General features: G+C 41.3%; 16 protein-coding genes. 1 reads left to right on the top strand and 15 read right to left on the bottom strand.

What is annotated here, in order from left to right; all coding sequences use genetic code 11:
* Nucleotides 1-4 precede the first annotated feature (4 nt).
* The 6 genes from LI112_RS16955 to LI112_RS16930 all read right to left on the bottom strand — a co-directional run bounded on the left by LI112_RS16955 (nt 5) and on the right by LI112_RS16930 (nt 6,055).
* Nucleotides 5-661, bottom strand: coding sequence for an HAD family phosphatase (locus tag LI112_RS16955; RefSeq protein WP_055057139.1), 657 nt, complete (start codon nt 659-661; stop codon nt 5-7).
* A gap of 59 nt (nt 662-720) precedes the next feature.
* Nucleotides 721-1,755: an SIS domain-containing protein gene (locus LI112_RS16950; protein WP_055057138.1), complete on the bottom strand. Its 1,035-nt coding sequence runs from the start codon at nt 1,753-1,755 to the stop codon at nt 721-723.
* A gap of 57 nt (nt 1,756-1,812) precedes the next feature.
* On the bottom strand, nt 1,813-2,847 hold the full coding sequence (locus LI112_RS16945) for an SIS domain-containing protein (protein WP_227191133.1): 1,035 nt from the start codon (nt 2,845-2,847) through the stop codon (nt 1,813-1,815).
* A 91-nt stretch (nt 2,848-2,938) separates the two neighbouring features.
* Nucleotides 2,939-3,766 carry a carbohydrate ABC transporter permease gene (locus LI112_RS16940; protein WP_055057137.1) on the bottom strand — a complete coding sequence of 276 codons (828 nt, stop codon included), beginning with the start codon at nt 3,764-3,766 and terminating at the stop codon, nt 2,939-2,941.
* A 1-nt stretch (nt 3,767) separates the two neighbouring features.
* Nucleotides 3,768-4,667 carry a carbohydrate ABC transporter permease gene (locus tag LI112_RS16935; RefSeq protein ID WP_227191132.1) on the bottom strand — a complete coding sequence of 300 codons (900 nt, stop codon included), beginning with the start codon at nt 4,665-4,667 and terminating at the stop codon, nt 3,768-3,770.
* Between the two features lie 65 nt (nt 4,668-4,732).
* Nucleotides 4,733-6,055, bottom strand: a complete 1,323-nt coding sequence (locus LI112_RS16930) for an ABC transporter substrate-binding protein (RefSeq protein WP_227191131.1) — start codon at nt 6,053-6,055, stop codon at nt 4,733-4,735.
* A gap of 258 nt (nt 6,056-6,313) precedes the next feature.
* Between LI112_RS16930 and LI112_RS16925 the strand changes: the two genes are divergently transcribed.
* Nucleotides 6,314-7,072: a GntR family transcriptional regulator gene (locus tag LI112_RS16925; RefSeq protein WP_055057134.1), complete on the top strand. Its 759-nt coding sequence runs from the start codon at nt 6,314-6,316 to the stop codon at nt 7,070-7,072.
* Nucleotides 7,073-7,171: 99 nt separating this feature from the next.
* Here the strand turns inward: LI112_RS16925 and LI112_RS16920 are convergent, their stop codons facing one another.
* From LI112_RS16920 to LI112_RS16885, 9 genes are all read right to left on the bottom strand, one after another.
* Nucleotides 7,172-8,026: a Cof-type HAD-IIB family hydrolase gene (locus LI112_RS16920; protein WP_055057133.1), complete on the bottom strand. Its 855-nt coding sequence runs from the start codon at nt 8,024-8,026 to the stop codon at nt 7,172-7,174.
* A 14-nt stretch (nt 8,027-8,040) separates the two neighbouring features.
* On the bottom strand, nt 8,041-9,012 hold the full coding sequence (pfkA, locus tag LI112_RS16915; protein ID WP_055057132.1) for a 6-phosphofructokinase: 972 nt from the start codon (nt 9,010-9,012) through the stop codon (nt 8,041-8,043).
* A gap of 3 nt (nt 9,013-9,015) precedes the next feature.
* Entirely contained in the window at nt 9,016-9,942 is a 927-nt protein-coding gene (locus LI112_RS16910; RefSeq protein ID WP_055057131.1) for a PfkB family carbohydrate kinase, read from the bottom strand.
* A 177-nt stretch (nt 9,943-10,119) separates the two neighbouring features.
* Entirely contained in the window at nt 10,120-10,560 is a 441-nt protein-coding gene (eutB, locus tag LI112_RS16905) for an ethanolamine ammonia-lyase subunit EutB (protein ID WP_055057130.1), read from the bottom strand.
* A complete protein-coding gene (locus LI112_RS16900; RefSeq protein ID WP_055057129.1) occupies nt 10,560-10,814 on the bottom strand; it encodes an ethanolamine ammonia-lyase reactivating factor EutA in 255 nt (84 codons plus the stop codon). Before LI112_RS16900 ends, eutB begins: the two co-directional genes overlap by 1 nt.
* Nucleotides 10,792-11,124 carry an ethanolamine ammonia-lyase reactivating factor EutA gene (locus LI112_RS18240; RefSeq protein ID WP_055057128.1) on the bottom strand — a complete coding sequence of 111 codons (333 nt, stop codon included), beginning with the start codon at nt 11,122-11,124 and terminating at the stop codon, nt 10,792-10,794. The genes LI112_RS16900 and LI112_RS18240 overlap by 23 nt, the downstream gene beginning before the upstream one ends.
* A complete protein-coding gene (locus LI112_RS18235; RefSeq protein WP_117628839.1) occupies nt 11,115-11,234 on the bottom strand; it encodes an ethanolamine ammonia-lyase reactivating factor EutA in 120 nt (39 codons plus the stop codon). The genes LI112_RS18240 and LI112_RS18235 overlap by 10 nt, the downstream gene beginning before the upstream one ends.
* 52 nt (nt 11,235-11,286) lie before the next feature.
* On the bottom strand, nt 11,287-12,189 hold the full coding sequence (locus tag LI112_RS16890) for a DMT family transporter (protein ID WP_055057127.1): 903 nt from the start codon (nt 12,187-12,189) through the stop codon (nt 11,287-11,289).
* A gap of 202 nt (nt 12,190-12,391) precedes the next feature.
* Nucleotides 12,392-12,775, bottom strand: a 384-nt coding sequence (locus tag LI112_RS16885) for a molybdenum cofactor biosynthesis protein B (protein ID WP_129796116.1), incomplete at its 5' end; no start/stop codon positions are given.

Below are 12,775 nucleotides of genomic sequence, written 5' to 3'. Positions count from 1 at the left end.
AATATCAAAAGTTTATTTCCTGTTCAAGCATTTTTCTCACATGCACCAGCGAATCCTGCACACTATACACCAATTCCCGTATCTCCTCTGTTGGCTGTAAAAGATCAGGTACCATAATTGCTTTGGCACCTGCGGCATGTGCTGCACGTATACCATTATAGGAATCCTCAATAATAAAAGAATCTTCAGGCAATACATTCAACTGTCTGCAGGCTTCCATAAAAATATCAGGTGCAGGTTTACTCCGTTCAATCATATCTCCGCCAATAACGACACTAAAATAATCCAAAAGACCTCCATCTGCCAGCTCCTGTTTTACAGTCTCACGATTTGTTGAGGATGCCACTGCTGTTTTTATTCCATTGTCTTTTAACCACTGCAATAACTCTTTAATCCCCTGTTTCTGTGGCAGCTTCGCACCTGCATACCGGCTTAGAAAAATCTCTCTTTCTTTTTCAGAATAAAATTCAAAATCAAACGTTTCACCATAAGTCGCCTTAAAAATCTGCACAACTGCCTTTTCATTTACTCCCAGACAACGATAACAGGTATTTTCAATATTCTGGATACCATATCTGCGTGCAACCTCTTTCCAGCACTCAATCCCTTTTGCTTCTGAATCAAAAATAACGCCATCCATATCAAATATGACTGCCTGCATCTTTTTCCTCCTTCGTAAAAAGGCTGCAGCCTTTCGGGCTGCAGCCACAGATACATAATTTAATATTCCATCTGACGGTAATATCTTCTGGTTGTCAACGGATGATTTCTTTCTTTCTCAAGATGGCAGCTGAGACGTTCAGTGATCGCATACATAACCATCGGAGAAACAATCTTACGGAATTCCGGATCTGTAAATGGAAGTTCAACCTCTTTTGTATCAAATTTATTGACACAGATATTTGTTCCGAATTTTTCTTTGATAATCTTCTCAGAAAATGTATCTACACGATCCATCAGCGGTCTGGTTTCATCCTCTCCATAGAAGAGAATCAGACTCATGCCCTCTTCCAGCAGCTCGATCGTGCCATGGAAAAACTCTGCGGCATGGATGGATTTTGTTTTGATCCACTGCATCTCTTCCAGAATACACATCGCATAGTCGTAAGCTTCGCCCCAGAGCATACCGGAACCGATAACCATATGATAATCTGTATCTTTATGTTCTGCTGCCATCTTGGCACAACGGTCTTCATACTGCTCTTTCGCTTTCAGCAGATACGGAACGATCTTTGCGTACTCATCCATGAACTGATCATATTTCGGGAACTCCCCTGCATTCTTCATAAACCGTGCGATCATGGTGATCATATAGGTATAAATTGCCTCACACAGACAATCATCTTCTGCAAAACTGAACAGTTTATAATCTGCATATTCACAAACCGGTGTATTGTCATTGGATACATACACGATGGTTCTTGCGCCGGCCTCTTTACAGAACTTTGCAGCTGCTACGATTTCTTTCGTATTACCGCTTCTTGTAGAGAATACGCAGACAGAATCTTTTGTAAATTTCTTCGGCGGAGCAGCCATAAATTCTGCTGCGATCACGCTGACCGTATCAATCGAAGAAGAACCGTCCATCCAGTATTTCATCGGCAGGGAATGTGCATATGTACCGCCACAGCCGATAAAGAATATATTGGAATATCCTTCTTTACAGATCTTGTCTACTGCGGCTTCAATCTGCGGTCTTAAATTGATTGCATCGGTAACTACTTTCTCGTAACGAGGCACATTAAAGTTAAACATTATATTTTCCTCCTGAATTAAATTTCATATTGTAATTTTTATTTAGATACTATTATATTAATATTCCAGTCTCCTGTAATAACGGCGGATATCCAATGTGTGCTTACGAACATCTGCAAGGTTTGTATAAGCTCTCTCATAGATAGCCCACAGCATAACTGGTGAAAGCAGCCAGCGGAATTTATCGCTGATACCCGGGAACTCGTAATCCTTAGTATCGAAGACAAACAGCTGATCCGTATGTTTCTGCACAAAGTGGATAACTCTCTCATCCAACGGTCTTGTCGGACCCTCACCCATGCCGACACATACCAGAACACCTTTTTCCACCATTTCAATCGTGCCGTGGAAAAATTCTGCTGAATTTACAGATTTTGTACGGAGCCACTGGCACTCTTCGAGTACACACATGGCCATGGAATATGTATGTCCCCAGGTCATACCGGAACCAATCCAGATCTGATACTCTTTATCTTTATCTGCAAACATCGCTGCATATGCTTTTCCTTTTTCATCAGCAGCCTTCTGTACAGATACCAGAAGATTACCAAGGTTTTTCAACTCATCAGCAAACTGCGGATAATCTGCAAATTCGCCACGGTTATACATAATCTTACCTACAACGAAGATAGCCATAAGATCATGTGGATCGCCTTCTCCATAACATACAGAATAGGTAGTTGCTTCTTTTAACGGAGAATTTTCTTCACCGCAGAAAGAAATAGTTGTTACATTTCTCTCTGCCAGCCATTTTGCTACAGCAACTGTTTCCTTCGTATCACCGGATTTTGACGTCAGGATTGCTACCGTTTTATCTGTCACCATGGCATTTCCGGTTACCATCAACTCTGCCGGGATTTCTGTGAACACCGGAATCTTTGACATACTCTTCATCATATAGGCAAATGGTTCAAGTGCTGCCAGAGATCCACCTGCGGAAGTAAACAGAATATTGTCAAATCCCGCTTCGCAGACTTTATCAGCAACCGCTTCAAGTTCACCACGCAGTGCATACAGCTTGTCGGCTTTTTCAATAATTTTTTTCTCATCAAAATCAATCATTGTTTTTCGTCCTCCTGTTTTATTTCTCATGATTGTTTTCCTTGTTTTCTTGTAAACTCATATTATCATGTATTAATGCATGTGTCAACATGTATTTTGATGTATTATTATTTTTCTTGTTTTATCCTTTGACAGCACCGGAATTCATACCATCTACAAAGTACTGTTGCAGACAAATATATACAACTACCATTGGCAGTGCTGCTAACGTCAGACCTGCGATCAGAACGCCCCACTGTGTCTGACTGGTTGAACGAATGGCAAAAATTGCCAGCGGCACAGTTTGCAGCTCGCGGCCTTCAGAAAATACAAGGGCAAAGGCAAAATCATTCCAGATATACCTGGCACTCATAACAGCTGTTGTTGCAATTACCGGCTTACTCATTTTCAATACAATGTTAAAAAATACCTGACGGATCGAACACCCATCAATGATAGCCGCTTCCTCTACTTCCACCGGAAGGTTGAGCATAAAGGACCACATCAGGAAGAATGAGAATGGTACTCTGTATGCAATATAAGGAATCAACATACCGATCCTTGTATTGTACAGGCCAATCGTAGAGAGCATCTTATAAATGGGGATCAATGAACACTGCGGTGCAAGCATCATGCCTGATAATACAAACATAAAAACAAGATATTTATGTTTAAACCTGAATCTGATAATTGCATAAGCCGCCATGCCTGAGATCAATACTACAAAGAATGTACCTACAACTGTAAAGAACAAACTGTTGAGTACTGACTTCTGTATATAGGTCGTCCATACATAGATATAATTTGAAATTTTCCAGCTCTCCGGCAGACTCCACGGAGATGAAAAAATATCTGCATCTGACTTAAATCCACTCAGAACCATCCACAAAAGGGGAAATAAAATGACCACAATATACAGAGCCATAAGGATATGAACGATTCCTCTTAATACTTTCGTTCTTTTGCTCATCTTAGGATTCCCCCTTCATCGTTTCTTTTACGTTATACATTCGCATCTGGATAAACGAAAAGATAAACGTAATCACAAACAGCAGTACTCCGATGGCACTGGCATATCCCATATTATCTTTTCTGAATCCAGTCTTATACATTAATGTTGCCAGGACTTCTGTTGCATTGCCGGGACCTCCACTGGTCATAACATACACTTCATCAAATACCATAAATGCGCCGATAATCGTAATCGTTGTGTTCATCAGGATTGTAGATTTGATCATCGGGATCGTAATCTGGAAAAAAGTCTGGAAACCATTGGCGCCATCGATAGAAGCTGCTTCATATATTTCGCGGGGTACGCTCTGCAGACCTACCGTATACAGCATGACCATCTCACCGATATACTGCCACTGCGAAACCATGATAACCGACCACATTGCCGTCTTACTGTCGCCTAAGTAGTCATGTGCAATTGCACCCAGTCCAATCTTTTCCAGCACCGGATTTACAAAACCAATAGATGGATTGTATGCAATAACCCATAACAGACCAATGGCCGTCAGAGAGACAACCGCAGGGATAAAGATAATAACACGTGTCATAGATGCGAATCTCCTATTTGCAAAATTATTGAGGAGATGTGCTATGATCAGTGCCAGACCAACCTGGAAAACAATAGATATAACGGCATATTTCGCATTATTCAGCAAAGCATGCCAGACTTTCTCATCTGCAAATAGTTTCTGAAAATATTTTAATCCGACAAATTCCATGGATTTGGAATATGCGGTCCATTTAAACATGCTGTAATACACATTCAGTATTACAGGTAAAAATATCAGCAATGCCACAAGCAATACTGCCGGAAGCAGAAAAATGCAAAGCATTTTTTTATTTTTATATAATGTCGTCATATGTCAAACCTTTCCGGCAAATATCCGGTATCCCGCCGCAGTAGAATACCGGATCGCCATTCTTGTTACTGATCTGCAGCAACTTCTTTTGCAGTTTCTGATACTTCTTTCATAATAGATTCACCGTTTTCATCTTCGAAAATAGTCTGGCAGCCGATCAGATATGTATCTGCTACGGTCTGGTTCAGAGCACAGTCAAGCCATTCTGAAATACCAGGTGCATCCATATTCTTATTAATGATCTCAAGAGTTTCCGACATGCACTTATCAGCATCAAGCTGTACATTTGTACACGGAAGGAAACCAAGTTCATATACTATCTTTGCCTGTACTTCATCGCTTGTCAGCCATTTCAGGAATGTAATTGCCTCATCAGGATGTTTGGATGCTGCATTGACCATGAATACATCCGGACCACCTGTGATATATCCACTGGCTCCTGCTTCTCCTTCGATCTCCGGGAAATCAAAATATCCCCAGTCATCGCCCAGCTTGTCATCATATGCTTTCAGGTTCTGTACCTCTTCGTACACCATGCCTGCAGTGCCTTCCTGCACCATCGACTCTGACATCTCCCATGTACAGGAGTTTACATCTGTATTTACATATCCCTTATCCAGAAGCTCTTTCATCATATCCAGGGCTTTCGCATATCCGGCATCTGTAAAATCTGTATTTTCAAGACTGTAGTTGCTCTGAATTGTATCCTGCGGAACCAGTTTTCCATTTAACGTTGTAATATAGTGGCAGACAACCCAGGAATACTGATTACCCAGTGCGATCGGTGTTACACCACTGGCTTTAATCTTTTCGCAGACATCCAGAAATTCATCCCATGTCTTCGGTGTCTCTGTGACCCCTGCATTCGCAAATACCTGCTTATTGTAAACAATCTCTTTTGAAGAATAATCCCATGGGATTGCCCAGTAAGAACCATTCTTATTGCAGGTCTCCAGCATTGTCTGGTTAAAGCTGTCTTTCCATGCACTGTCATCTTCCAGATACTTGCTGATATCCATGGCATTTCCGGAGTCCACATACTGAGTAATTCTCTCTCCACTCCATGTAAAGAAAATATCCGGTGCATCTGCACTGCCAAGGAGAACTCGTGTCTTATCTTTGATTTCCTCATCACCGTAGGATGTCATTTCTACCTTAATATTCGGATTCTTTTCTTCAAACTCTGCAACGATATCGTTGAAGTACTGCATTCGTTTGTCTTCCGGGAACTTATGCACAAACTTAATCGTTACCTGTCCGTCTGCTGCCGATGTGTCCGCTGCCTGACTTCCATCTGAAGCTGTACTTCCACCACAACCTGCAAATGTTGTCATTCCAAGAGCCGCTACCGTAAGAGCAGCTACTGCTTTTTTCCATTTTCTTTGCATCTTTCTTCCTCCTTAAACTTTAACTGTATTTCTTTTCCGCCCAAGCATGTATTATTATGTTCTGTGATGTCATATTAACACATCTTATCACATTGGTCAATCCCTATCTTACATTTTTTATATTTTAGCAGATTTTTATGTTGTTTTTTTATGCAACTTGCCAAAAAATTGTTTTTTAGCACTTGCACTTGATAAAACATGATGGTACAATATCACTAACATATCATATATCGTAAATAAATAAGGAGTTGTAATACCATGTTAAAACACGACAGTGCCATTCCACTCTATCAGCAGATTGAGAATGACATCAAAGAAAAAATTGCATCTGGCGAATACCAAGCAGGACAAATGCTCCCCAGTGAAAATAAATACTGCGAGATGTATAAGGTAAGTCGCGTTACTGTCCGAAATGCCATCACCGATCTCGTAGACGAAGGAATTCTCATCCGGAAACACGGAAAGGGAACATTTGTTGAAAACCAGAAAATCCAGAATAATCTGATTAAGTTTCAGGGATTTACCAGCACCTGCCGTGAAAATAATATCAAAATGCAAACACATATCCTGTGTGTCTGCCGCCAGGAAGCATCTTTGTACGACATCCGTACACTGGATCTCAAAGAAGGGGATGATGTTATCTATATCAAGCGTATTCGCTATGCCAATGATCAGCCTGTGATCATAGAACACGTACATCTTCCTTACCGGCAGTATGCATTCCTGCTGGACGAGGATCTTGAAAATCGTTCCCTTTATGCAACAATCGAACAGCATACCGGTGCAAATCCGGAAAATTATTGTTTTGTAAAGCTCTGTCTGGAGGCCAGTGCCGCTACCCCGGAAGAATCTTTGTTTCTGGATATTCCAGCCGGAAGTCCCCTGTTTGTTCTGAAAGAAGAAGTTATTTCCGATACCGGAGCACCTATTCACTGGACCAAACAGATCATGTCCGGAAGCTACTTTAAATTTAATCTTTCTAATGAGGTCAATCATTTATCCATTAACATTGACTAAACCAAAGGCGGAATACTTCCAGCTTGAAAGTATTCCGCCTTTTCATTATTATCCATCAAAAAAGGAAACAGCTTCTTTATATCTGTTTCCTTTCATGTCTTATAGTTTCACAGTATTTTCCAACAGACAGTCTATGACCGCAGCTATCCCATCATCATCGTTAGAAGGCGCAATACAATCTGCAGAAGCCTTTGTTTTTTCACTGCCATTTGTCATTGCAACACCGATTTCCGCGTAAGAGATCATGGAGATATCATTAAATCCATCTCCACAGGCCACCAGATTCTGTTTGTTCAGCTGTAACTGTTCCAGCACACGGGCGAGAGTGCCTGCCTTATCAATGCCATTTGCCGTCACCTCAAGAAAATATGGTTCCGAACGGCAGATGCTTAATTTCTCCCCCCAGTATGCTTTCATCTTTTCTTCTACCTGCTGCAGATAATCACCGTCTGCTGTCAGCAGACATTTTGTCACAGGAAATATCACATAGTCTGAAAATGATTTTACCTGTTTTATTTTCATGTGATTGATCTGGCTTTCTTTCACACAGTAGATATCCTCTGGCTGTTCCGTGATAATACAGTCATCTTCATAGGTCATAATATTGACACCAAACTCTTTTGCCTGTCTGGCAAGTACCGGAATCACATCCTGAGGCAGATTTTTTTCATAAAGGTATCTTCCTGTCTTACAATCCATGACACGCCCACCGTTATAGGCCAGGATATATCCCCCTTTTTCCGGCAGACCAAGTGTCTCTGCCACAGGTACAATGCCATATGTCGGACGTCCGGAAGCCAGTATGATTCTTCCTCCGGCTGCCACAAATTGATCCAGTGCGTGCTGTACCTTTCCGGTCACCTTTTTTTCTGAATTTGTCAGAGTTCCATCTATATCCAATGCAAGAAGACATTTTGCTGGATCCATCTTTCTTTGTCTGAAAATTTCTCTCATAGTCCTCATCTCCATCAGAATGACGTATCCAGCATGATGTGATACAGATTACGGTCCAGATCCTTTTTCATGGCCAATGCTTCTTCCAGATCCAGATCCACGATACAGTCGCTTCTCTGTGCAATGACCCGATCTCCAATGCCCTGTTCAAGGAGTTCCACAGCTCTGTGTCCCATCTGTGTCGCAACAACACGGTCTTTTAATGTAGGTGCACCACCTCTCTGGATGTGTCCCAGCACCGTCGCACGGCTCTCTACTCCTGTCATGGCTTCTATCTTTTCAGCAATCTCATGAGGTTTTCCGTATCCTTCAGATACTATGACCACAAAATGCTCTTTGCCGATCTCTCTGGCTTTAAATATATGTCTGGCAATATCCTCGATGCTGTTCGGGATTTCCTCCGTAATAATACCGATGGCGCCGGTTGCAATCCCCGTATTCAGAGCTACATGACCGGCATGCCGTCCCATGACTTCCACTACGCTGCATCGTTCATGCGATTTGCAGGTATCATCCAGTTTATCTACACATTCAATAACCGTGTTCATAGCCGTATCAAAACCAATAGTGTATTCTGTACAGGCAATATCATTATCAATAGTTCCTGGAATGCCAATACATGGTAGTCCCAGTCTCGACAGGAAACCTGCGCCTTGGTAAGAACCGTCACCACCAATCACAACCAAGCCATCAAGCCCCAGCTCTTTTGCGTTCTGATATGCAATTTCACGATATTTTTCTTCATAAAATTCTTTACATCTGGCAGTTTTTAATATGGTGTCTCCACGTTGGATAATTCCCGACACACTTCGGGCGTCCATACGTGTGATATTTTTCTCCAACAGGCCATTATACCCACGAATTACCCCCACCGGTATAATGTCCTTTGTTATGGCAGTACGTACGACTGCACGGATCGCGGCGTTCATTCCCGGTGCATCACCACCGCTGGTTAATACACCTATGCATTTTTTATCACGTACCATTCCTCAGTCTCTCTTTCGTATAGAATCCACAGGCACGCCACAACCATAGGCACCTTTGATCCGGCAGGTCTGTCTCGCTTTCAGATTTCCCATACACATAGCCATTTCTATAGCATGTGTCTTTACATCTTCCACATTTTTCTGTTGAATAAAGTGCTCGTCTGACACCGTCGCCATCTGATACATTCTTTTTGTAATCTCAATATATGTAGAAATAAATCCACTGATCCAGGAATCACCACAACCTGTTGTATCTATGGCACCACCCTCAATATTGTAAGGTTTTTTCGTATGTACAGTATGTCCATCATACACCCAGGCACCTTGAGTTCCCATGGTGAGAATTGCCATACGACAATGTCTGCCATCAACTACTTTTTTCAGGACAGACATGTTCTCTTCTTCAGTCTTATCATCCCTGCCGGAAAACAAAGCAAAATCCGCCACCTCAGAAAGACGACTGATTTTTTCATCATCCCACTCTATAGAAAAATCATATAATAAAGGAATTCCGGCATCTTTGATTTTTTCCAGTTCATCATCAATATAGCTATAACAACTTGTATGCACAATATCAAATTTTTTCAGATACATGATCAGTTTTTCATCCAGCCTTAACGGAGAAGCTTTTAACAGACCACCATCATTTTCATCTCCGATAATCCTGTCTCCATCTACTAAATTGATAAAACATCTGCCGGTTTCTCCATGTCCCACAGGGGACATGTCATATGCAACCTGATTTTTCTTCAGCGAATCTGTAATTACTTTGGCATAGTCATCATCTGCCAGTACACCAACATAGGCAGCCTTGTGTCCCATCTGACTGCAATATACGGCTACATTCACACAGTTTCCACCAGGGTTTACGATTCCGTCAATGTAGTTGATATCTACTACATTGTCACCCACACATGCAATTTTTATCATACATTTTCTTCCTTTCCATGGCATTTTTCTTTTTTACATATATTAACATGTTATATTACAACTGTCAACATATGCTATATATGTATTATATTTTTCTGTTAATTTGAAAGCACATCTCTGAACTTTTTACAGTTATTGTAATTCAGAATACAAGTAAATTATTTCTTCTCCGCTTCTTTAAACATATTTACGATCAATTCCACAATATAAGCTGCGGCCTCTACCGGCGGCAAGCATTTCATCACCTGTCGTACCATTGTCTAATAACCACTCTCGAAGTTGTGCAATTGTCCCATCTTTTATCTCACAATACGCTGCCATATCCAAATCATCCAAAATAATCCTTGTCACCTGATCCTCTTCATAAGGCACCGCCGGATTTTCTGTTAAGTCTTTTACAGTAAGCTCTGACAGCACTTTTTTAGCTGCAATTCGTTCCAGGGTGGATTCTGCTGCAATTCCACCTTCTAAAGGTCTTCCTATATCAATAAAATCACCATTCCCGCAATTCACCTGGTCAAGGCACAATATTTCCTTTTTATGATTTTGGGGAAGCCTTCTGCTGATTGCCTGTCCTAATGCTTTTGCAAATTCAGCTTGTAAAATCATGGGAATCATCACGTTTTCAAATATTCCAGCTGTTGGTCTATGGATGCGATTTCCTCTTCATTCCTGCAATATACTTTCTGTACCGGAAGATTTTTCACAGGATACACCACATTTTTAGCATATATAGTACTTCCTGATACTTCCATACTGCAATTTCCTGCTCCAATTACAGTCGCACGCACTGTTTCTTCACCGGCTGTTATCTTTTGTTTTCTCCACAGCGGATTCTCTCTAATAGCTTCACTCAGAAATAATTTGTTCATTCTGACTCAATGCTGCTCCTGATCCTTTGCCTGGCAGCAGACTTTCCAGATCCGGACCCGCTGACGCAACCACAAACTCTCCTGCCAACTCTGCAATAGATTCCGTCACCATACGGGCGTTTCTTTTTTTGGCACTTTCTCCAGTAATGATTACAGCACCACTTCCAAGCATATCCGGTGTCATTCCTGCATTTTCATATTCCATAGAAATGATATATGCGACTTGTTCACTGTCAATTTCATCATCTCTCGTTAAAGGTGTAAAATATATGTTGCTTTTATAAATAACTTCCCGATTAGTTACTTCCACTTTTGGGGTAACACCGTATCCTCCTGTTTTTCCATGGTAAACCGGCTAAAAATCACCTGCGTTGTGGTCGTTCCTATATCAATCCCAGCACTTAAAATGATTTCTGACATATATCCTCCACTCTTTTAATCCTTTATTTTGAGCTGTATTCTCCGACAACGTTTAACTTTCTTCCTTAAATTCATCATAAATGACAACAAGAATACCAAGACAGATCAATACACACCCAGCTATCTTTACATAATTTATATTTTCCCCTAAAAACAACACACCAACAATCAGACAGGTCAACGGCTCAAACATGGAAAAGACAGAAGCCACCATACCGCCAATATATTTGACACCAATCTGAAATAACATAGTTGCCAGTAAAAGCGATAATGATGCCTGTATAGCTGTATAGCCCCAGGCCGCTGCTGTCTGCGTCACAAAAATCTGTCGGCCTAAAACACCGTACACAAACGTCAACACCAGCCTCACAAGTGTCATGTTAAAGCAGATAAACAGACAATTTTCACGGTCAAAATGTGTCTTTTCCAGAAAAATCACATAACCGGCATATGTAAGACCAGACAACAATGCCAGTAAAATACCTGTCCCTGCTTTATCCCCTGAAAGGTCTGAAATAAAAACAACACCTAAAACACTCAACACAAGGGCTATTGTTTTTCCTTTTGTCATTTTCTTATTCAAAAGCCAGACACTTCCAATGGCCACATACACAGGATAGGTAAAATGTAATATGGTGGCAATACCACTGGCAATATATGTAAATGCAGTAAATAAAAGCAGTGTTGTCACTCCACCCAGGGTTCCAATCAGTATGAGCCATCCACACTCCTCTTTTTTAGGTATGATGCGTATATGACAGACACATGCAATAAGTATTGTCAATACAATACAGATGACAGATGCGTAAAATGTAAATGCAATCGGATTGCTTCCACCTGCATAGGCGTTTGTTGCGCAATATGCATTAAAACCAAACAATGTTGCAGATAAAATAGCACAGGCCGATCCTATCCCTTTCTTTTTCAGTTTTTTTCTTTCCATTTTTCTTCCCATTTTCCTTTCTTCTTGTATTTTCTTGTATCTACTTCTTTGTTTATATATATAATATCATAATACAAGTTTGTCAAGTACAATCATAAATTGTTATACGTTGTGTCATTATACCTTTCATCCTTTCCAAACAGAAAAGACGCAAGCCACTTTAATATGACTCACGCCTTTCTCTACTCATTTTTTAATTTTTAGTAATTCATTACTATTTTCTCGCACATTCGCTCACGTTTCCCCGCAATACACTGATCCCATGTTCCAGGTGCGGCAGCAGATACTCCAGTGCCTCCTGTACCGCCTTCGGACTGCCGGGCAGATTGACGATCAGGGTACGGCCCCTGAGCCCGCTGACAGCACGGCTGAACATTGCACGGGGAGTGATCGTCATCGAATAATTGCGGATTGCATCGGCAATGCCGTTTGCCATACGGTCACAGACAGCGATCGTAGCCTCCGGTGTGATATCCCGCACGGAAAATCCTGTACCGCCAGTGGTAAAGATCACATGCACCTGCCGCTGATCGGCCAGACGCTTTAATTCCTTCTCAAGCGGTTCCCTCTCATCCGGCAGAAGCAGATATTCGACCAC

Origin of the sequence: Blautia sp. 210820-DFI.6.14, assembly GCF_020558815.1 — a bacterium.
In the GTDB taxonomy this organism is placed as follows: Bacteria; Bacillota; Clostridia; order Lachnospirales; family Lachnospiraceae; genus Blautia_A; species Blautia_A obeum.
This window is presented reverse-complemented; position numbering and strand designations above follow the sequence as displayed.

Excerpts from the sequence above, each read along its gene's own strand:
- LI112_RS16955 (WP_055057139.1), bottom strand. The coding sequence starts at position 661 with ATGCAGGCAGTCATATTTGATATGGATGGCGTTATTTTTGATTCAGAA.
- LI112_RS16950 (WP_055057138.1), bottom strand. The coding sequence starts at position 1,755 with ATGTTTAACTTTAATGTGCCTCGTTACGAGAAAGTAGTTACCGATGCA.
- LI112_RS16945 (WP_227191133.1), bottom strand. The coding sequence starts at position 2,847 with ATGAGAAATAAAACAGGAGGACGAAAAACAATGATTGATTTTGATGAG.
- LI112_RS16940 (WP_055057137.1), bottom strand. The coding sequence starts at position 3,766 with ATGAGCAAAAGAACGAAAGTATTAAGAGGAATCGTTCATATCCTTATG.
- LI112_RS16935 (WP_227191132.1), bottom strand. The coding sequence starts at position 4,667 with ATGACGACATTATATAAAAATAAAAAAATGCTTTGCATTTTTCTGCTT.
- LI112_RS16930 (WP_227191131.1), bottom strand. The coding sequence starts at position 6,055 with ATGCAAAGAAAATGGAAAAAAGCAGTAGCTGCTCTTACGGTAGCGGCT.
- LI112_RS16925 (WP_055057134.1), top strand. The coding sequence starts at position 6,314 with ATGTTAAAACACGACAGTGCCATTCCACTCTATCAGCAGATTGAGAAT.
- LI112_RS16920 (WP_055057133.1), bottom strand. The coding sequence starts at position 8,026 with ATGAGAGAAATTTTCAGACAAAGAAAGATGGATCCAGCAAAATGTCTT.
- pfkA (WP_055057132.1), bottom strand. The coding sequence starts at position 9,012 with ATGGTACGTGATAAAAAATGCATAGGTGTATTAACCAGCGGTGGTGAT.
- LI112_RS16910 (WP_055057131.1), bottom strand. The coding sequence starts at position 9,942 with ATGATAAAAATTGCATGTGTGGGTGACAATGTAGTAGATATCAACTAC.
- eutB (WP_055057130.1), bottom strand. The coding sequence starts at position 10,560 with ATGATTCCCATGATTTTACAAGCTGAATTTGCAAAAGCATTAGGACAG.
- LI112_RS16900 (WP_055057129.1), bottom strand. The coding sequence starts at position 10,814 with ATGAACAAATTATTTCTGAGTGAAGCTATTAGAGAGAATCCGCTGTGG.
- LI112_RS18235 (WP_117628839.1), bottom strand. The coding sequence starts at position 11,234 with ATGTCAGAAATCATTTTAAGTGCTGGGATTGATATAGGAACGACCACA.
- LI112_RS16890 (WP_055057127.1), bottom strand. The coding sequence starts at position 12,189 with ATGGGAAGAAAAATGGAAAGAAAAAAACTGAAAAAGAAAGGGATAGGA.